This is a genomic window from Microbacterium oleivorans (assembly GCF_001644225.1).
In the GTDB taxonomy this organism is placed as follows: domain Bacteria; phylum Actinomycetota; class Actinomycetes; order Actinomycetales; family Microbacteriaceae; genus Microbacterium; species Microbacterium gawkjiense.
Map to the genome: position 1 here is coordinate 711,909 of NZ_LSTV01000001.1, position 19,079 is coordinate 730,987.

General features: G+C 73.7%; 15 protein-coding genes. 6 read left to right on the forward strand and 9 right to left on the reverse strand.

Going from position 1 to position 19,079, the window contains the following annotated elements:
- Window positions 1-15: 15 nt before the first annotated feature.
- Genes AYL44_RS03305 through AYL44_RS03315 form a run of 3 tightly spaced genes read right to left on the reverse strand, consistent with a single transcriptional unit; the run spans window position 16 to window position 2,941 of the window.
- Window positions 16-1,152, reverse strand: coding sequence for an Mrp/NBP35 family ATP-binding protein (locus tag AYL44_RS03305; protein ID WP_064001813.1), 1,137 nt, complete (start codon window positions 1,150-1,152; stop codon window positions 16-18).
- Window positions 1,149-1,679, reverse strand: a complete 531-nt coding sequence (locus AYL44_RS03310) for a DUF1003 domain-containing protein (RefSeq protein WP_064001814.1) — start codon at window positions 1,677-1,679, stop codon at window positions 1,149-1,151. Before AYL44_RS03310 ends, AYL44_RS03305 begins: the two co-directional genes overlap by 4 nt.
- Window positions 1,679-2,941, reverse strand: coding sequence for a magnesium transporter MgtE N-terminal domain-containing protein (locus AYL44_RS03315; protein ID WP_064001815.1), 1,263 nt, complete (start codon window positions 2,939-2,941; stop codon window positions 1,679-1,681). Before AYL44_RS03315 ends, AYL44_RS03310 begins: the two co-directional genes overlap by 1 nt.
- A gap of 72 nt (window positions 2,942-3,013) precedes the next feature.
- Between AYL44_RS03315 and AYL44_RS03320 the strand changes: the two genes are divergently transcribed.
- Together AYL44_RS03320 and AYL44_RS03325 are read left to right on the forward strand one after the other, a co-directional pair.
- The gene (locus AYL44_RS03320; RefSeq protein WP_064001816.1) at window positions 3,014-3,745 is read left to right on the forward strand and encodes a general stress protein; all 732 of its coding nucleotides are present in this window, start codon (window positions 3,014-3,016) and stop codon (window positions 3,743-3,745) included.
- Window positions 3,742-4,413, forward strand: a complete 672-nt coding sequence (locus AYL44_RS03325) for an alpha/beta family hydrolase (RefSeq protein ID WP_064001817.1) — start codon at window positions 3,742-3,744, stop codon at window positions 4,411-4,413. Before AYL44_RS03320 ends, AYL44_RS03325 begins: the two co-directional genes overlap by 4 nt.
- On the opposite strand, the gene AYL44_RS03330 is transcribed toward AYL44_RS03325, so the two are convergent.
- Genes AYL44_RS03330 through AYL44_RS03340 form a run of 3 tightly spaced genes read right to left on the reverse strand, consistent with a single transcriptional unit; the run spans window position 4,395 to window position 8,647 of the window.
- On the reverse strand, window positions 4,395-6,173 hold the full coding sequence (locus AYL44_RS03330) for a gamma-glutamyltransferase family protein (RefSeq protein WP_064001818.1): 1,779 nt from the start codon (window positions 6,171-6,173) through the stop codon (window positions 4,395-4,397). The two genes, AYL44_RS03325 and AYL44_RS03330, sit on opposite strands and share 19 nt — an antisense overlap.
- Window positions 6,174-6,183: 10 nt before the next feature.
- Complete coding sequence (locus AYL44_RS03335) at window positions 6,184-7,602, reverse strand: aminopeptidase P family protein (protein ID WP_064001819.1); 1,419 nt, start codon at window positions 7,600-7,602, stop codon at window positions 6,184-6,186.
- Between the two features lie 31 nt (window positions 7,603-7,633).
- Window positions 7,634-8,647 (reverse strand): endonuclease/exonuclease/phosphatase family protein, encoded by a 1,014-nt coding sequence (locus AYL44_RS03340; RefSeq protein WP_064001820.1) that lies wholly within the window; start codon window positions 8,645-8,647, stop codon window positions 7,634-7,636.
- 56 nt (window positions 8,648-8,703) lie between these two features.
- Here AYL44_RS03340 and AYL44_RS03345 point away from each other — a divergent pair, with 56 nt between their 5' ends.
- A complete protein-coding gene (locus AYL44_RS03345) occupies window positions 8,704-9,579 on the forward strand; it encodes a PHP domain-containing protein (RefSeq protein ID WP_064001821.1) in 876 nt (291 codons plus the stop codon).
- Between the two features lie 14 nt (window positions 9,580-9,593).
- Here AYL44_RS03345 and AYL44_RS03350 read toward each other — a convergent pair whose 3' ends face one another.
- Window positions 9,594-11,114, reverse strand: a complete 1,521-nt coding sequence (locus AYL44_RS03350) for a DEAD/DEAH box helicase (RefSeq protein WP_064001822.1) — start codon at window positions 11,112-11,114, stop codon at window positions 9,594-9,596.
- 144 nt (window positions 11,115-11,258) lie between these two features.
- Between AYL44_RS03350 and AYL44_RS03355 the strand changes: the two genes are divergently transcribed.
- On the forward strand, window positions 11,259-11,993 hold the full coding sequence (locus AYL44_RS03355; RefSeq protein WP_064001823.1) for a ferritin-like fold-containing protein: 735 nt from the start codon (window positions 11,259-11,261) through the stop codon (window positions 11,991-11,993).
- Window positions 11,994-12,035: 42 nt separating this feature from the next.
- Here the strand turns inward: AYL44_RS03355 and AYL44_RS03360 are convergent, their stop codons facing one another.
- Together AYL44_RS03360 and AYL44_RS03365 are read right to left on the reverse strand one after the other, a co-directional pair.
- Window positions 12,036-12,326 (reverse strand): hypothetical protein, encoded by a 291-nt coding sequence (locus AYL44_RS03360; RefSeq protein ID WP_064001824.1) that lies wholly within the window; start codon window positions 12,324-12,326, stop codon window positions 12,036-12,038.
- A gap of 1 nt (window position 12,327) precedes the next feature.
- Complete coding sequence (locus AYL44_RS03365; RefSeq protein WP_064001825.1) at window positions 12,328-12,549, reverse strand: DUF3107 domain-containing protein; 222 nt, start codon at window positions 12,547-12,549, stop codon at window positions 12,328-12,330.
- Between the two features lie 164 nt (window positions 12,550-12,713).
- On the opposite strand from AYL44_RS03365, the gene AYL44_RS03370 reads away from it, so the two are divergent.
- Together AYL44_RS03370 and AYL44_RS03375 are read left to right on the forward strand one after the other, a co-directional pair.
- Window positions 12,714-15,791: an ATP-dependent helicase gene (locus tag AYL44_RS03370; RefSeq protein WP_064001826.1), complete on the forward strand. Its 3,078-nt coding sequence runs from the start codon at window positions 12,714-12,716 to the stop codon at window positions 15,789-15,791.
- The gene (locus AYL44_RS03375; protein WP_064001827.1) at window positions 15,788-19,069 is read left to right on the forward strand and encodes an ATP-dependent DNA helicase; all 3,282 of its coding nucleotides are present in this window, start codon (window positions 15,788-15,790) and stop codon (window positions 19,067-19,069) included. The genes AYL44_RS03370 and AYL44_RS03375 overlap by 4 nt, the downstream gene beginning before the upstream one ends.
- Window positions 19,070-19,079: the final 10 nt, after the last annotated feature.

Genomic DNA, 19,079 nt, shown 5'->3' on the forward strand with positions numbered 1-19,079 from the left:
GGCATCCGTCCCTCCTCAGGCGGGGGAGACGGGGAGGGCGCGACCGGCGAGCGAGGAGCGGGTCGAAGCGAGGGTGTCGGCGACCGCCGCGATCGCACGCGCCGCGGGATCACCGGGATCGGCGAGGACGACCGGTTCGCCCTCGTCGCCGCCGCGGCGGAGGGCAGGGCTCAGCGGGACCGAGCAGAGGAGCGGCACCTCGGCGTCGTCGGTCGAGAGCGCGGCGGCGACCGCCGCCCCGCCGCCGGCGCCGAACACGTCGACGAGGGTGCCGTCGGGAAGGGCGAAGGCCGCCATGTTCTCGATGACGCCGACGATGCGCTGGCCCGTCTGACGCGCCACGACGCCGCTGCGGACGGCGACGTCGGCCGCGGCCGCCTGCGGCGTCGTCACCACGAGGACCTCGGCGTGCGGAAGGAGCTGACCCACGGAGATCGCCACGTCCCCGGTCCCCGGGGGCATGTCGATGAGGAGCACGTCGAGGTCGCCGAAGTGCACGTCGGTGAGGAACTGCTGCACCGTGCGGTGCAACATCGGCCCGCGCCAGGCGACGGCGGGGGAGGAGCCCTCCGGAAGGAACATCCCGATCGAGATCGTCTTCACGCCGTGGGCGACCGGCGGCAGCATGAGGTCGTCGAGGCGGGTCGGCTGCGGCGGGCGGCCGTCCTCGCCGATGAGGCCGAGGAGTCCCGGGATCGAGAAGCCGTGCACGTCCGCGTCGATCAGCCCGACGGCCAACCCTCGCGTCGCCAGGGCGACGGCGAGGTTCGCCGTGAGGGTGGATTTGCCCACACCGCCCTTTCCGCTCGTCACCGCGATGACGCGGGTCAGCGCGTCGGCGGTGAACGGCATGCGACGCGCGCCGCGGATCCGCTCGACGAGGGCCGAGCGCTCCGCCGCCGTCATGACGCCCACGTCGACGCGGACGTCGCCGACGCCCGGGACGGATGCCGCGGCATCACGCACGTCGCGTTCGATGCGGTCCGCGGCGGGGCATCCGACGATCGTCAGGGCGATGCCGACGTGCGCCGTCCCCGCGTCGAGCGTGATCTCCCGGACCATGTCGAGCTCGCCGATCGGACGCCGCAACTCCGGGTCGACGACGGCGGACACGGCACGGCGGACGTCGTCGGCCGTCGCGGAGGCGCTCACGAGGAGCGGGCGTCGTCGCCCGGCTGGTCGCGCTCGTCGAGACGCTCGATGAGGGCCTTGAGCTCCTGGCGGAGCACGTCGCGGCTGATCATCTCGTCCTGCATGTCGGTGAGCGCCATCCGCAGGGCCACGACCTCGCGGGCGAGGTACTCCGTGTCGGCGAGGTTGCGCTCGGCCCGCTGTCGGTCCTGCTCGATCTGCACGCGGTCCCGGTCGTCCTGCCGGTTCTGGGCGAGGAGGATGAGGGGAGCCGCGTACGAGGCCTGAAGCGACAGCATGAGCGTCAGGGCGGTGAAACCGAGCGCCGCGTCGTCGAAGCGCAGTCCCTCGGGCGCGGCGGTGTTCCAGACGATCCAGGCGACGCAGAAGAGCGTCAGGATGAGCAGGAACGCGGGGGTCCCCATCGCCCGGGCGATCCACTCCGTGAACCGGCCGAAGCGGTCGCGCGAGGGCTGCGGGGTGCGGCTGAGCACGCTCGTGCGCCGGCCGCGGGGCGCCTCGAACCCGGACTTCGGCGCGCGTGCCATCATCGCCGCACCTCCGGACCCTGTTGCGGCGCGTCCTGCGATCGCCAGTCGTCGGGCAGCAGGTAGTCGATCACGTCGTCGACCGTGACCGTGCCGACGAGGTGGCGGGCCTGATCGACGACGGGCAGCGAGACGAGGTTGTAGCTCGCGAGGAGGCGGGCGACCTCGGCGGCGCTGGCCGAGACGGTGACGGGCTCGACGGTGTCGTCGATGATGGCGCCCAGCCGCTCGTGCGGCGGGTAGCGCAGCATCCGCTGGAAGTGCACGACACCCAGCAGGCGCCCCGTCGGGGTCTCGTAGGGCGGCAGGGTCACGAAGACGGCCGCCGCGAGGGCGGGGTGCAATTCGTGCCGGCGGATGAGGGCGAGCGCCTCGGCGACGGTCGCGTCGGCGGACAGCACGATCGGCTCGCTGGTCATGAGACCGCCCGCGGTGTCGGGGCCGTGCTCGAGGAGGGCGCGGACGTCCTCGGCCTCCTCGGGCTCCATGAGGTCCAGCAGCTGTCCCGCGCGAGCATCCGACAGCTGACCCAGCACGTCGGCCGCGTCGTCCGGTTCCATCGCGTCGAGGATGTCGGCGGCGCGTTCGTCGCCGAGGGCCTCGAGGATGTGCACCTGCTCGTCCTCGGGCATCTCCTCGAGGGCGTCGGCGAGACGGTCGTCGGGGAGCTCCTCGGCCACCTCGAGCAGGCGCTCCTCGGGGAGGTCGAGAAGCGTGTTGGCGAGGTCGGCGGGCTTGAGCTCGGAGTACGAGGCGACCAGCAGCTCGGCGGACTGCGTCTGTCCCGCGACCTGCTCGTCGCGCACGTCGTTCCACTGCGCGAAGGTCGTCGGCCCCTTGGCGAACGGCGACGCGCTGGTCTTGGGGCGGCGCAGGAACAACTGCCCCACCTGCCAGTCGCCCAGGCGGTCGCGCTCGATGGCGACATCCTCGATCACAGCAGAGCCCGACCCGTCGGTGAGGTGCACGTTGCGCCCGATGAGCTCCGTCATGACACGCACCTCGCCGCCGCGCTGCTCGAAGCGGCGGACGTTGATGAGGCCGGTCGTGATGACTTGGCCGCTGGCGATCGAGGTGACCCGTCCGATGGACAGGAACACGTTGCGTCGGCCGGGGATCTCGACCACGAGCCCGACCACTCTCGGGGGGTCGTCCTTGCGGTAGATCACGACCACATCGCGGACCTTCCCCAGACGGTCGCCCGCGGGGTCGAAGACGGCGCACCCGGTCAGGCGCGCGACGAAGACCCGTTGCGTACTCACCCGACCAGCGTAGTCGGCGGATCCCTCGCGCTCCCTGCGCCCACGCAAAGGCTCGCGTGGGAGACTGAGGCCATGAGCATGATGGGTGGGGCCCCGAAGGAACACGGTGCGACGGTCGCGGAGTACTCGTCGTACGAGGCGGCGCAGAAGTCGGTGTCGACCCTCATCGGCGCGGACGTCCCGGCGCAGGACATCGCGATCGTCGGCCGCGGGCTGCGCTCGGTCGAACGCGTCACCGGTCGGCTGGGATACGCGACCGCGGCGCGGTCCGGCGCGATCAACGGCGTCCTGCTCGGTCTGCTGTTCGCCGCGATCTTCGTGCTCGGCAGCCCCGGCGCCGCGCTGCAGTTGTTCGTCGGCGTGATGCTCGTCGGCATCGCGCTCGGCATGCTCATGAGCATCATCAGCTACTCGATCCTGCGCCGTCGTCGCGACTTCACCTCGGTGACCCAGGTCATCGCCGACCACTACGACGTGACGGTGCTGCCCCGTAGCTTCGGCCGCGCCAAGGAACTGCTCGGCGCCGCGGCTGCCCCGAGCGCCCCGCCGACACCGCCGACCGACATGACGGCGCCCCCGCGCTACGGCGAGCGAGTCGACCCTGCTGCTCCCGTCCCCGCGGCGGGAGAGCGCGTCGACCCCGCCCCGGCACCCGCGCAGGGCGAACACGTGGACCCGGCCGAGCCGCCCCGGTACGGCGAGCGAGTCGACCCGGCGCCCCTCCCGCCCGTGACGCCGCCGCCGACCGCGCCGCAGCAGGGTGGCGCACCGGCGCAGCCTCCCGCTCCCGACGCGCCGCGATGATCCCGGTCACCCTGCCCACGGGCGGGGTCGAACTGGCCGCGACGATCGACGCCGCCCCCGAGCCCGGGGCGATCGTCGCGCTCGCCCACGGCGCCGGTGCGGGGCACGAGCATCCCTTCCTCGCCGGCGCGGCAGCCGCCTGGTCCGCCGCCGGGTTCACGACGGTGCGGTTCGACTTCCCGTACCGCCAGGCGGGACGACGGATGCCGGGGCCCGCCGCGCACGCGATCGAGACGTGGGCCGCCGTCGAGGAGTTCTGCCGTCGCCTGACCCCGGGCATCCCGTTCGTGGCGGCGGGCAAGTCCTACGGTGGGCGGATGGCGTCGATGGCCGCGGCGGAGGGTCGAATCGCCCCCGACGCGCTCGTGTACCTCGGCTATCCGCTGCACCCGCCGGGCAAGCCCGAGAACGCCCGCACGGCGCACCTGCCGGCCGTCGCCGCGCCCCAGCTGTTCCTGTCGGGGACGAAGGACCCGTTCCTGCAGCCGCTCGCCGACCTGGAGGCCGCGGTCGCCTCATGCCGGGAGGCGGACATCCTCTGGTTCGACGGTGCCCGGCACTCGTTCGAGGTCGCCGGCCGCGCTCTGCCGGCGGACGAAGTGGGTGCGGCGACCGCGTCGGCCGCGCTCCCGTGGCTGCGCGAGCGGGTTCAGCGCCCCGCGGCGTAACCCTGCACACCGCGGGGGTTCGCCGCCGCCCACAGGATGCCGGTGGCCCGGTCGACCCCGACGGCCGAGAGCCGTCCGAGCGACCAGTCGCCGGCGCGCGTGACCCGGTGGCCCCGGTCGGCGAGGCCGCCGATGACCTCGTCGCCGAGACGGTCCTCCGCGACGACACCCGTCGGGTCCCACGTGCGCGGCCAGAACGAGTCGACCATGCCCGTCGTGTGGAGGGTGGGGGCGTCGATCGCCTGCTGCGCGGTGTAGCCGCCGACGAACATGCGCAGGAGCATCGGCAGCTGCCACTGGTCCTGCTGATCGCCGCCGGGCGTTCCCATGGCGATGCGGGTGTCGCCGTCCTGCACGAGGGTCGGCGACAGCGTCGTGCGCGGACGTGCGCCGGGGCGCAGCGCCGCGGGCGAGTCCTCGTCGAGCCACGTCATCTGCAGGCGCGTCCCGAGGCAGAAGCCGAGCGAGGGGATGACGGGGGAGGACTGCAGCCACCCGCCCGATGGCGTGACGGCGATGACGTTGCCCCAGCGGTCCGCGACGTCGATGTGGCAGGTGTCCCCGCGGGTCGCTCCCGAACGGGCGACGGTCGGTTCCCCCGTACCCGCGGCGGCGGCGGCGCCGTCGCGTCGGAGCGGCGGGCGCCACGGATCCCGATCCGCCAGGCGCGCGGGGCGCCACTGCGACGAGGCCCGATCACCGAGGTCGGCCCGACGCGCGGTGAGGACGTCGTCGGCGAGGAGGGCCGCGGCATCCGCTCCGTCGCCGAAGTGGGCGTCGCGGTCGGCGAGGACGAGCTTGAGCGTCTCGACGACGGTGTGCGCGCCGGGCGTCGTCGCGGGATCGAGGCGGTCGTCGGGGAGCGGGTCGAGGGTCCGGAGCGCCTCGAGGAGTGCGGGGCCCTGCGTCCACGCCCCCGCTTTGAACACCGTGCGGCCGCGGAACGAGGCCGACAGGGGCTCCTCGTACGTGGCGGGCGGGTCGACGAGGTCCTCACGGGTGAGCACCGCGGCGTGGTCGGTGCCGCTGGAGTGCCGGTGCGGGCGGGCGAGTACGTCGCACGCGTCGCCGAGGAGCCGGCGCCATTCGGTGCGCGCCGCGTCGATCGCCGCGCCCCGGTCGTCGCCCGAGCCCACCGCGGCGAGGCGGCGGAGGACCGCGGCGTAGGCGGGGTTGCGATGCAGGGCGCCGGCGACGGCGGGGGCGCCGCCCGGCATCCACAGGTCGGCGGAGGCCGGCCAGTGCTCCCGGAACAGGTCGGCGACCCGGCCGATGGTCGCCGACACCGCGGGGAGCAGCGGGTGGCCGTCCTCGGCGTACCCGATCGCGAACGACAGGACGTCGGCGAGCGACCACGTGCCGTGGTCCCGGAGCAGCAGCAGCCACGCGTCGACGGCGGCGGGCACGGCCGCGGCGAGTCCCCCCGCGCCCGGCACGAGGTCGAGGCCCTCGGCGCGGAAGTGCGCGATCGTCGCGCCGGCGGGCGCCGAGCCCTGGCCCATGAGGACCGTGGGGGTCGCGGCATCCGCCGGTTGGAAGAGACCGACGAGGTCGCCGCCGGGACCGTTCAGGTGCGGCTCCACGATGTGCAGCACGAACCCACCCGCGCACGCGGCGTCGAACGCGTTCCCGCCGCGCTCGAGCACCGCCATGGCCGTCGCGGTCGCCGTGGCGTGCGTCGACGCGGCCATGCCGAACGTCCCCGTCAGCTGCGGGCGGGTCGTGAACGACGGCGGCGGGGTGTACCCGGCGGCGGACATCGAGGCGTTCTCAGGAGCGGGCGCGGGAGATCCAGGCCTCGATCTCGTCCGCGGTGCGCGGGATGTCCGCCGACAGGTTCACCGGGCCGTTCTCGGTCATGAGGATGTCGTCCTCGATCCGCACCCCGATGCCCCGGTACTCCTCGGGGACCGTGAGGTCGTCGATCTGGAAGTAGAGCCCGGGCTCGATCGTGAAGACCATGCCGGGCTCGAGCTCGCCGTCGTAGTACATCTCCCGCCGCGCCTGCGCGCAGTCGTGCACGTCGATGCCCAGGTGGTGGCTCGTGCCGTGCACCATGTACCGGCGGTGCTGCCCGCCCTTGTCGGCGTGGAGCGCCTCCTCGGCGGTCACGGGGAGCAGGCCCCACTCGGCCGTGCGGGCGGCGATGACGGCCATCGCCGCCTCGTGGACGGCGCGGAACTTCACCCCGGGGCGTGCCGCGGCGAAGGCCGCATCCGCCGCTTCGAGGACGGCGTCGTAGATTCGGCGCTGCACGGCGGAGAACGTCCCCGAGACAGGCAGGGTGCGGGTGATGTCGGCCGTGTAGAGGCTGTCGACCTCGACGCCCGCGTCGATCAGCACGAGGTCGCCGGGGACGACCGCGCCGTCGTTGCGGGTCCAGTGCAGGTAGCAGGCGTGCGGACCCGAAGCGGCGATCGTGTCGTACCCCTCGCCGTTGCCGTCGGTGCGCGCGCGCAGGTGGAAGACGCCCTCGATGGCACGCTCGCCGCGGGGCGTGTCGATGATGCGGGGGAGCTCGGCGACGATGTCGTCGAACCCCCGGCCGGTCGCCTCGACCGCGAGGCGCATCTGGGCGATCTCGTAGGGGTCCTTCACGAGGCGCAGCTCGGACACGAACCGGGTGAGCTCGTCGTCGACCTCGACCGTGCGGTCCTCCGCCGTGCTCTGGAAGGCATCGATGTGCGCTGTGGGGATGCCGAGGTCCGCCGCGACCGCGTCGAGCGCGGGGCGCGGGCCGATCCAGAACTCGCCGATCGCGGCGTCCGCGTAGAACTCGGTCGTCGTCCGATCGGCGCGCTCGCGCAGGTACAGCGTGACGTTGTGGCCGTCGCCGGTCGGTTCGAACACGAGCACCGAGTCGGGGACGGCGTCGGCGCCCCACCCCGTCAGGTGCGAGAACGCGGAGTGCGCGCGGAAGGGGTAGTCGGTGTCGTTCGAGCGCTGCTTGTACGAGCCTGCGGGGACGACCAGGCGCGAGCCCGGGAACGCGGCGGAGACCGCCGCGCGGCGCGCTGCGGCGTACGGCGCCTCGGCGCGCTGCTCGGGCAGCGACGCGGGACGCTCAGCCCAGCCCGTCGAGATGGAGTCGAGGAAGCCGGCGGGGAAGGGCTGCTTGCGATTGGTGGTCGCTGCGGCCGCGGTCTCGGTGGTCTCCGGTGCGATGGTGTCGCGATCGTCGGTGGTCATCCTCCCAGTCTCCCACCGACCGCGCGGGACGTCAGCCCGCCCGCTCCACCTGCACGATGACCGGACGGTGATCGCCGCCCGAACCGTCGAGCGAGGTGACGACCACCGACCCGGTCGGCCGCCAGGCATCCGTCGTCATCACGTGGTCGATCGGCGCGCCGACCAGCGCCGGCCACGCGGTGTCCCACGTGCCCACGGCGCCGTTGCCCGTCGCCGTCGCCGCGTCGTGGCAGCGGCCCATCGTGCCGCCGTCGGTTCCGAGCCGGCTCATGTGGTCGACCGTCGCGTTGAAGTCCCCCGCCATGATGACGTCGTCGCTGGCGCACTGGTCGGCGAGCCAGCGGAGGTCGCTGCGCCAGTGGTCCATGTCGCCCTGGCGCGGGGCGACGGCGTGGACGGCGACGACGATCGGACCGTCGCCGTCGACGGGCATCGCGACGACGCTGGGGACGACCGAGGTGTTGGTGGTGCCGGATGCGTCGGACTCGACGACGGCGTAGTCGCCGAGGTCGGGGGAGATGAGCAGGGTCGTGTAGGTCGCGTCCCAGCCCTGGTAGTTCTCCTCGTGCACCCACATGGGGTTGCCGCGCTCGCGCATCGCGATCGCGATCGCCTCGCCGGTGTCGTCGTTCGTCTCGGGGAGTGCGACGATGTCGACGTCCATCGCGATGGCGGTCGTGACGATCGCATCGACGTCGGTGGCGGGGCCGGCGGTGTTCCACGTCATGACGCGGATGCTGTCCGCCGTCTTCTCGGGCAGGCCCGTCGTCCCGACGCCGCGGACGACGAGGATGCCGACGTTCGCTCCGCTCGCGAGGAGGCCGATCATCGCGAGTCCGGCGCCGAAGCCGCGGGTGCGGCGCCCGAGGCAGATCAGCAGGCCGACGAGCGCCAGCACGGCGAAGCCGACGGCGAGCACCGGGCGCAGCGACACCAGCTGCGCGATCGGGAAGGTCTGCTCGAGGCGGAAGAACTGCGGCCAGGTCAGGACGGCGGCGACGATGGCGGTGGCGATCGTGAAGAGGATCCCCGTCAGTCGCAGCACACCACGACATTAGGCGGGGAGGCTGGGGAGTTTCTGCGCGCGGTACGCTCGTGTCCATGTCCGCAGGGTCCTCCGCTCCGTCCGGCCCGTTCGGACCCGGCGACCTGCACCTGCACTCCGATCACTCCGACGGCACCGAGCCGCCCGCGGCGGTCATGGCCGCGGCGCACCGTCACGGGATCCGCACCGCCGCGCTGACGGATCACGACACGACGTCGGGATGGGCGGAGGCCGCGGACGCGGCCGTGTCGCTCGGCATGTCGTTCCTGCCGGGCATGGAGCTCTCGGCGCGGCACGAATGGCGGAGCGTGCACGTCCTGGCCTACCTCGTCGACCCGGACGATGCGGGCCTGCGCGCCCTGACCGACCGCATCCGTCGTTCCCGGCTCTCCCGTGCGCGCACCATGGCCGAACGGATCGGCCGCGACTACGACCTCACGTGGGAGGACATCGAGGCGCAGACCGCCGAGGGGGCGACGGTGGGCAGGCCCCACATCGCCGACGCCCTGGTGGCCCGCGGCCACGTCCGCGACCGCGGCGAGGCGTTCAGCGGCATCCTGTCCCCTCGGAGCGACTACTACGTCGCCCTCTACGCGCCCGATCCGGTCGCGGCGGTGTCAGCCGTCGCCGGCGCCGGGGGAGTCCCGGTGATCGCGCACCCGGCGGGCCGCGCCGGGCTCCTGCCCGACCGGCTCGTGCGGGACATGCTCGACGCGGGCCTCGCGGGCTTCGAGCTCGGCCATCGCGAGAACGTCGAACCCGCGCTCGGGGAACTGCGGCGCCTCGTCGCCGAGCACGACCTCATCGCGACCGGCTCCAGCGATTACCACGGCCGGGGCAAGCCCAACGTGCCGGGGGAGAACACGACGTCCGAGGACGCGATCGCGAGGATCGTCGCGCTCGGGTCGGGCAGCTCGATCGTCACGCCGTAGCGCGACGAGCGGAATCAGGCCCCCGCGACGGGCGCGCCTGCGCCCGATCCGCCCCGACGGCGGCGCCGCCGGCGCGCCGGTGCGGGCTTGCCGTCGTGGTGCTCCTTGCCGGCGCCGTCGTGCGTGCCGGCACCGTCGACCGCGCGGTCCGCGCCGTCGGTGGATGCCGAGGACGAGTCGGATGCCGCGGCATCCGTCCCCTCGGCGAAAGTGGAGCCGACCTTCGCCTCGCCGCTGCCGGAACGCCGGCGGCGGCGACGGCGCGTGCCCGCCTCGCCGGACGCGTCGGCGGCGGCGTCCGCCGCGCGGGCGGGAGCGGCGCTCGACCGTGCGGGGGCCGCCTTGGGCGCCGCGGTGATGCGGCCCTTCGTGCCGGCCGGGATGTCGAGGTCCTCGAACAGGTGCGGGCTCGACGAGTACGTCTCGAGCGGCTCGGGCTGGCCGAAGTCGAGCGCGCGGTTGATGAGGGCCCACTTGTGCAGGTCGTCCCAGTCGACGAAGGTCACCGCGATGCCCGTCTTGCCGGCGCGGCCGGTGCGGCCGGCGCGGTGCAGGTAGGTCTGCTCGTCGTCGGGGATCGTGTGGTTGATGACGTGGGTGACGTCGTCGACGTCGATGCCGCGGGCGGCGACGTCGGTGGCGATGAGGACGTCCCGCTTGCCGGCCTTGAACGCGGCCATCGAGCGCTCGCGCGCCTCCTGGCTCATGTCGCCGTGGACCGCCCCGGCGCTGAAGCCGCGGTCGTTCAGTTCGTCGACGAGGCGCTGCGCAGCGCGCTTGGTGCGCGTGAAGATGACGGTCTTGCCGCGGCCCTCGGCCTGCAGGATGCGGGCGATGACCTCGTCCTTGTCGAGCGAGTGCGCGCGGTACACGAGGTGCTTGATGTTGGCCTGCGTGAGGCCCTCGTCGGGGTCGCTCGCGCGGATGTGGATCGGGTTCGACATGAACCGGCGCGCGAGGGCGACGATCGGCCCGGGCATCGTCGCCGAGTAGAGCATGGTGTGGCGGACGGGCGCGACCTTCTGGAAGATCTTCTCGATGTCGGGGAGGAAGCCGAGGTCGAGCATCTTGTCGGCCTCGTCGAGGACGACCTCGGTCGCGTTCGAGAGGTCGAGGAGTCGCTGGTTGTTGAGGTCGATGAGGCGACCGGGGGTGCCGACGACGATCTGCGCGCCGGCCTTGAGCTGATCGATCTGACCCTCGTAGGCCTTGCCGCCGTAAATGGCGACGACGCTGGTGGCCCGGCCGGAGGTCAGCATGTCCATGTCCTCGTAGACCTGGACGGCCAGCTCGCGCGTCGGGACGACGATGAGGGCCTTGACGCCGGGCTCGGGGTTCAGGCCGAGTCGCTGGACGACGGGGATGCCGAAGCCGAAGGTCTTGCCGGTGCCGGTCTTGGCCTGGCCGATGATGTCCTGGCCGGGGAGGCCGAGCGGGATCGTCTGCTCCTGGATGGGGAACGTATCGACGATGCCCTTGGCGGCGAGGGTGTCGACGATGTCCTGGTCGACGCCGAGCTCTGCGAACGTGGTCATGCTTTCCGTGCCTGTCTGGCGGTGAGATGCCGCCGTGATGAGGGGTCCACGCCCTTCACTCAGCCCCAGGCGCGGGGTCCCGATCCGACGCCGGGACCCCACCACCCTACCGGAGGGGGCCGCCGCGCCCCGTAGGCTGGTGCCGTGGTGAGGTGGTTCTGGCAGCGACGGCGGCCCCCCGGGCGCACCCTGCGGCTGCGTTCGCGCGACGAGGCGAGCGACGTCCGGCGCGTCGATTTCGAGCAGCTCGCTCCCGACCTCGCCACCTATCTCGGTCAGGCGGCCTACCTGCAGCTCGGCTACGTCGAGACCCTCAGCTCGCTCATCGAGCGCAGCCCCGAGCTCGGGCACAAGGAGTCGCTCTCCCGCGCGGCCGGCGCCGCGCTGTTCAAGCACCAGGCACTCGTCGCCCTCATCCGGGACCGCGGCGACGACCCGCTCGAGCTGATGCTGCCGTTCCGCGAGCCCCTCGACGCCTTCCGCCGGGCCACCCACGGCGCGCGGCCCCTCGAGACGATGCTGTCGGTCCACCTGACGGCGGGCCTGCTCGACGACTTCTATCTGTCCCTGTCCGGCAGCTACGGCGAGACCGGACGCCGTGCGGCCGCGATCCTCCGAGCGGATGCCGACCGCGCCCCGCTCGTGGGCATCATCACCGACGCGATCTCGGACGACGACGAACTGCGCTCCCTGCTGAGCCTGTGGGGGAGGCGCCTCGTCGGCGACACCCTCCTGGTCGCGCGCGGCGCGCTGCGGTCGAGCACGACCGAGCGCCCGGGAGCGCTCGACGTCGACGACGAGAAGCAGGTTGAGCCGGTGTTCACCCAGCTGCTGGGGGCCCACTCGCGCCGGATGACGAGCATCGGCCTCGACGCCTGAGACCGGCGGCGAGCCGCGGAGGGCGGCGGGTGTGCGCCGGGATCAGGCGATGCCGAGCTCGTGACGGGTCCGGGCGTCCCGCGCCGCCCGCCTGCGGGTGAGGAGCGCGAGGACCGCCGCGGTGAGCAGGATCGGCACGAGGATGCTGGCGAGCCAGATCCACGCCGCATCCGGCCCGAGACCCGCCCAGGTGAGTGCGGTCCACGTCGCGGTGCCGAGGGCGGCGCCGAGCAGCGGCCCGATCGCGACGCCGCGGAGCGAGCGCTGCGGCAGGGCGAAGTGGACGGCCGTCCCCGCGATCGCCCCGAAGACCAGCGCAAGGACGACGAGCATGTCAGGCGACGAAGCCCACGCGACGCGACTGGTCGGTCCCGACCTCGACGAACGCGATGCCGGCCGTGGGGATGACGTAGGTGGCGCCTTTGGAATCGGTGAGGGTCACGTAGGTCGCGCCGCTGTCGAGAGCGGCGGTGACGGTCTGCTTCACGGCGTCGGCCGTCTCGTTCGAGTCGAAGCCGAGCTCGCGCGAGTTCGCGATGCCGATGCGGATCTCCACGGTGATGCCTGCCTTTCCCGGCCCGGGTCTCCGGGCGCGTCTCGAGCCTACGACACCGGCTCCCGGCCCGGACGCGCGGGCCGCTCGCTGTCGGCGAACGGCCCGTCGGCGCCACGCGGGGCGCTGCGGGGCGGGTGTCCGTCGCTCCGGTTAGCGTGGAGCCCATGCCCGACCTGCCGTTCGCCCTCGACACGGCGCAGCAGGCCGTCGTGGGTCTCGAACCGGCGGCATCCGGTGTCGTGATCGGTGCGCCGGGATCGGGCAAGACGGCGACGCTCGTCTCCCGCGTCGTCGCACTCATCGACGACGGGATGCGTCCCGACGAGGTCGTCGTGCTCACCCCGACACGGACGGCCGCGACCGCGTTGCGCGACCGGCTCGCGGTCGGCGTGCGCGTCGCCACGAGCGGTCCGCTCGCGCGATCCGTCCCCGCCTTCGCCTACCAGGTGGTCCGGTCGCACGCGGTCCACGCGGGCGACGAACCGCCGCAGCTGCTCACCGGGCCCGACGAGGACCGGATCATCGGCGATCTGCTGGCGGGCGACGCCGAGGACGAGGCCGACGGCCCGTCGCGCTGGCCGGAATGGCTGCCCGCCGACATCCGCAGCACTCCGGGGCTCCGGGCCGAGATCCGTGCCTTCCTCGCCGAGATGACGACGCTCGGCATCGAGCCCGAGGAACTCGCCGCGCGCGCGGCGGCGACGGACCGTCCGGTCTGGGCGTCGCTCGCCTCGTTCGCGCGGGAGTACCGCTCGGTCCGCGCGCGCATGCGCGGCGCCCACCGCGACGCGGCGGGGCTCGTGCGCGAGGCGGTCGGGCTCCTCCGCAACGCCCCCGCCGGCTCGCCGGCGCTCGGCGCGGTGGCGGGACTGCGGGCGATCCTCGTGGACGACGCGCAGGAGCTGACCCTCGGCGGCGTGGAACTGCTCGAGGCGTGCCGACGGCGGGGGATCGCCGTGCTCGCCTTCGGAGACCCCGACGTGGGCTCGGGATCCTTCCGCGGCGCGCGCCCGGAGAACTTCGCCCGTCTCGCCACGCGGACGCACGTCCTGGACCGCATCCACCGCGGCACGCCCGCCCAGCGGGACCTCGTTGCCCAGGTCACCTCGCGCATCGGCGCCGCGGGACTGGTCGCCCACCGGCATCCGCCCGTCGGGGTCGAACCCGACGAGAGCCTGCGCGCCTTCGCACTCCGCTCCGGCGCGGAGGAGGTCGACCTCATCGCACGCCTGCTGCGCGAACGGCACGTCCACGACGGCGTCCCCTGGGAGCAGCTGGCGGTCATCGCGCACGACTCCCGACAGGTGACGGCGCTCGAGGCGGAGCTGTCGGCGCGCGACGTCCCGACCGGGGCGGTGGGGCCCGCGCGCGCCCTCGCCGAGACGCCCATCGTCCGGGATCTCCTCCGGGCGGTCGACCTCGCGGCCGTCTCCGCGGAGTCACGCAGCGACGACGAGGTGCTCGACGTGCTCGTCGGCGGCGGTCTCGACCCCGTCGAACTCCGCCGGCTCCGGGCGGCGCTGCGGCACGCGGAGCTGCGCCGCGGCGGCGAACGGTCCGCGCGCGAGCTGCTTGCGTCGGGGGTGCGTCATCCCGTGGAATTCGACGTCGTGGACACCCCGGAGGCCCGGCGCGCCGCGCGACTGTCGCGCACGCTGGCCGAGGTCGCCGAGCAGATCCGGACGGGCGCGACGGCGCACGAGCTGCTGTGGACCGTGTGGGAGCAGCGCGGGCTGGAGCGGCAGCTGCGCACGCTGGCCGACGGCCAGGGACCGTTGGCCGACCAGGCCCGCCGCGACCTCGACGCCGTCGTGGCGCTCTTCGAAGCGGCCAAGCGGCACGGCGAGCGGGAGGACGGGACCGCGCCGATCGACCATCTGCGCGCGCTGCTGCACTCCGAGGTCGCGGAGGATCGCCTCCGCACCGGCACCGACGCCAGCGGCGTGCAGATCTCGACGCCTGCCGCGGCGCTCGGCCTCGAGTTCGACACCGTCGTCGTCGCCGGCGTGCAGGACGGCGTCTGGCCGAACCTGCGGCTGCGGGGGAGCCTCCTCGAGACGGCGCGGTTGGCCGAGGAGGACACCGACCTCGACACCGCCGACCGACGTCGCGCGGTGCTGCACGACGAGCTGCGGCTGTTCGCCCGCGCCGTATCGCGCGCCCGCTCCCGGTTGATCGTCACCGCCGTCGACGACGACGACACCGGTCCGAGCGTCCTGTTCGACCTCCTCCCGCCCGCCTCTCCGGCGCCGCGCTCGGCGGAGCACCCGCTCACCCTGCGCGGACTCGTCGCCGCGCACCGCCGCCGGCTCACCGACCCGCGGTCGTCGGAATCCGACCGGGAGGATGCCGCGGGCCAGCTCGCGCTCCTCGCCGCGGCGGGTGTGCCGGGCGCGGACCCGGCGCAGTGGTACGGCCTCGCGGAACCCACGAGCACCGCGCCGCTGCGCGATCTCGACGTCGCGCCGCTGCGCGTGTCGCCCTCCCGCATCCACGCCCTCGAGCAGTGCCAGCTCGACTGGGCGATCGGCGACCTCGGCGGGGATCCCGGTACCGCCGTCGCCGGTCTCGGGACGCTGCTGCACGGCGCGCTCGAGCACGTCGCGACGGCGGACGAGGAGGCGCTGTGGTCCTACGTCGAGGACGGCTGGTCCCAGCTGGAGTTCGAGGCGCCCTGGATCGATGAGGCGGAGCGCCGTCGCGCGCGGGACCTCGTGACCCGGCTGGCCGCGTACCTGCGCGACACCGAGCGGGCGGGCACGACGCTCGTCGGCGCCGAACCGCACTTCGAGGTCGAGCTCCCGGTGCCGGATGCCGCGCACCCGGCGATCCTCTCGGGGTACATCGACCGCGTCGAACGCACCCGGGACGGACGCGTCGTGATCGTCGACCTGAAGACGGGGCGCAGCGAGGCGACGGGTGAGCGCGCCGCCCTGGAGAACCCGCAGCTCGCGGCCTACCAGCTGGCGTTCGAGCGCGGTGCGATCCCCGCGGCGGCGGGAGCGGAGCCCGGGGGTGCGAAACTCCTCGTCCTGAAGGGCACTCGCCACGGCCCGTACGCCGAGCCGCGGCAGGAGCCCTTCGACGACGAGACGCGGGCCGCGTTCCTGGGCCGCGTCGACGAGGCGGTGAGGATCATGCGCGGCACGTCGTTCGTCGCCCCGTTCGAGGAGCACTGCCGTGACGACCACACCCGCGGACTCTGCCGCATCCACACGATCGGACCGGTGAGCTCGGCGTGACCCCCGCACTCCTGAGTCCCGAGGCCGTCGCGGCGGCCCTCGGGCAGTTCCCGCCGACGGCGGAGCAGTCGGCCGTCATCTCCGCGCCGCTGGCGCCGGCGCTCGTGGTCGCGGGCGCCGGCAGCGGCAAGACCGAGACGATGGCCGGTCGTGTCGTCTGGCTCGTCGCGAACGGACTCGTGCGCCGGGACGAGGTGCTGGGGCTCACCTTCACGCGCAAGGCCGCCGGCGAACTCGCGGAACGGATCGGTTCGCGGCTGCGTCGCCTCGGGGAGTTCGAGCGGCGCGGCCTGCTCCCGCACCTCGGTCGGCTCCACGCCGAGGGGCGGCTCGCGGTGTTCGGCGAGCTCGAGCGGTCCGGTGCTCCCGAGTCCGCTCGGCATGCGGCGCTCGACGCCCTCGCACCAGAGTCGCCCGGCGGTGACGGGGCGGACACGCTGCTCGAGCGGCCCGCGGTGTCGACGTACAACAGCTTCGCCGACGCCATCGTCCGCGAGAACGCCGTCCGCATCGGTCGCGATGCCGAGGCGGTCGTGATGAGCGAGTCGGCGGCGTGGCTGCTCATGCGGCAGGTCGTGCTCTCCTCCGACGACCCCCGGCTGCCCGATCGCGCCGAGCGTCCGTCGACCATCATCGACGCGGCGCTGCGGATCGCCCGCGACAGCGTCGACAACCTGGTCGCGCTGGACGACCTCGACGCGTTCTCGACGGCCTTCCAGGACGTCCTCGAGCGTCCCAGTCAGCGCGCCGGGACCTCCGTCTACGCCGAGGTGAGGACGGCGGCTGAGAAGGTGTCGGGACTGTCCGTGCTCGTCGCCCTCGCGCGGACGTACGAGGCCGAGAAGCGCCGCCGCGGGCTCATCGACTTCTCCGATCAGGTCGCCGGGGCGCTGCAGGTGGTCCGGTCGCATCCGGCGGTGGCCGCGGAGCTGCGCGAGCGGTACCGGGTCGTCCTGCTGGACGAGTATCAGGACACGTCCGTCGTGCAGACCGACCTGCTCGCGACGCTCTTCCGGGGCACCGCCGTCATGGCCGTCGGTGACCCGCACCAGTCGATCTACGGCTGGCGCGGGGCGAGCGCGGGGAACCTGGGCGACTTCGCCCGTTCGTTCGATCCGGATGCCGCCGGTCGCAGCTACGCGCTCCTCACCAGTTGGCGCAACGGCGTCGACGTCCTGCGCGCCGCAGGTGCGGTGCTCGCTCCGCTGGACGCCCCCGTCGAGGTGGGCTCCCTCCGGCCCCGCCCGGGGGCGCCGGCGGGGCGGGTCGACATCGTGGTGGAGGACGACCTCGACGCCGAGGCGGATGCCGTCGCGGCGTGGTTCGCGGACGTCCGGGACGAGCGCCACCGCGCGGGACGGGCGACGACGGGCGCGATCCTGCTGCGCAGCAAGAAGCACATGCTGCGCTTCGCGGACGCGCTCGGGCGTCGCGGCATCCCTCACCGCATCCTCGGGCTCGGCGGACTGCTCTCGACTCCGGAGGTCGTCGACGTCGTCTCCGCGCTGCGGGTCATCAGCGATCCGCGGTCCGGCTCCGCGCTCATCCGGCTGCTCGCCGGCCCGCGGTGGTCCGTGGGGCTCGCGGACCTCCGCGAACTCGCGCAGGTCGCGGCGCGGCTGGTGCGGCACGACACCGCGCTGCAACCGCTGCCGACCGAGCTCGCCGAGATCATCCGCGCCTCCGCCGGCGACGAGGGCGGCTCGCTCGTCGCCGCGCTCGATTTCGTCGCGCGGCAGAAGCCCGACCACGGGTGGTTGGCCGGATTCACCCCCGCCGCCCGCGAGCGGCTGCGCGACGCCGGAGCCGTCTTCGCGGGTCTGCGCCGGGCCGCGGGGCTTCCCATCCCCGAGCTCGTGCGACTCGTCGAGAACGAGCTCCGCCTCGACATCGAGCTCGCGGCGAACGAGTCGCGCGGACCCGCGCGTACGGCCTCCGATCAGCTCCGCGCGTTCGTCGACGAGCTGCACGGGTTCCTGCAGACCGACGAGCGCGGCTCGCTGCCCAGCCTGCTCGCCTGGCTCGACCGGGCCGAGCGCATCGACGAGTTCGCGCCCCGGACCGAACCGCCCGAGGACGATGTCGTGCAGCTCTTGACGATCCACGGATCCAAGGGCTTGGAATGGGATGCCGTCGCCGTCGTCCGTGCCGTCGAGGACGAGCTGCCCGCCGCACTCCGGGATGCGCAGGGATGGCTCGGCTTCGGCGTCCTGCCGTACTCCTTCCGCGGCGACCGCGAGTGGCTGCCCGCGTTCCTGTGGTCGGCGCACGACGCGCCGACGCAGCAGGATCTCAAACGGGAGCACGCGGCGTTCAAGGACGGCATCCGCGAGCGACACCTCGCCGAGGAACGGCGGCTCGCGTACGTTGCGGTGACCCGGGCGCGCGAGCACCTGCTCATCTCGGCGTCCCCCTGGGCGGGGACGAAGAAGCCGCGCGTCGTGAGCCGGTTCGTCCGTGAGATCGCGGACGAACTCGAGGCGCCCCTGCCCGAGTCGGAGACGACGGAGAACCCGTACGAGGGGGCGCGGGCGACCCTCGAGTGGCCGATCGACCCGCTCGGGGCGCGGTCGGCGCGGGTGCGGGATGCGGCGGCGCGGGTGCGGCAGGCGATGGCGGCCGCCCCGGCGACACCCACGCGCGACCTCGAGCTCCTGCTGGCCGAGCGGGCCGCCCGGGCCGCGGGGCGGTCGCCGCACGCACCGACGCGCATCCCGGCATCCCGATTCAAGGACTTCGTGGCGGACTACGGCGCGGCTGCGATCGCGGCGGCCCGGCCGCTGCCCGAGCGACCCTACCGTCAGACGCGGCTGGGCACGCTCTTCCACGCGTGGGTCGAGCAGCGTTCCGGACTGGTGGGCCGCGCGCGGTCGGCCGACGACGTCCTCTGGGACGACGACGAGGACGCGACCTCGGCGTCGCCGGCGGACGCCGAGGCGCTCGACCGGCTGCGCGAGGCGTTCCTCGCCTCGGAGTGGGGGGACCTGCAGCCGATCGAGGTCGAGACCGAGATCGACTTCGTCGAACCGGATCCGCTCGGCGACGGCCGGCCGCACGTCGTCATCTGCAAGCTCGACGCCGTCTACCGCCGGGGCGATCGGATCGAGATCGTGGACTGGAAGACCGGGCGCCCGCCCCGCACCGCGGCGGAGCGCACCGAGCGGATGCTGCAGCTCGAGCTCTACCGGCGGGCGTACCACGCGAAGCACGGCGTGCCGACGGAGCGGATCGACGTCGCGCTGTTCTACGTCGCCGACGGCCTCATCCTGCGCGGCTGAACCGGTGGGC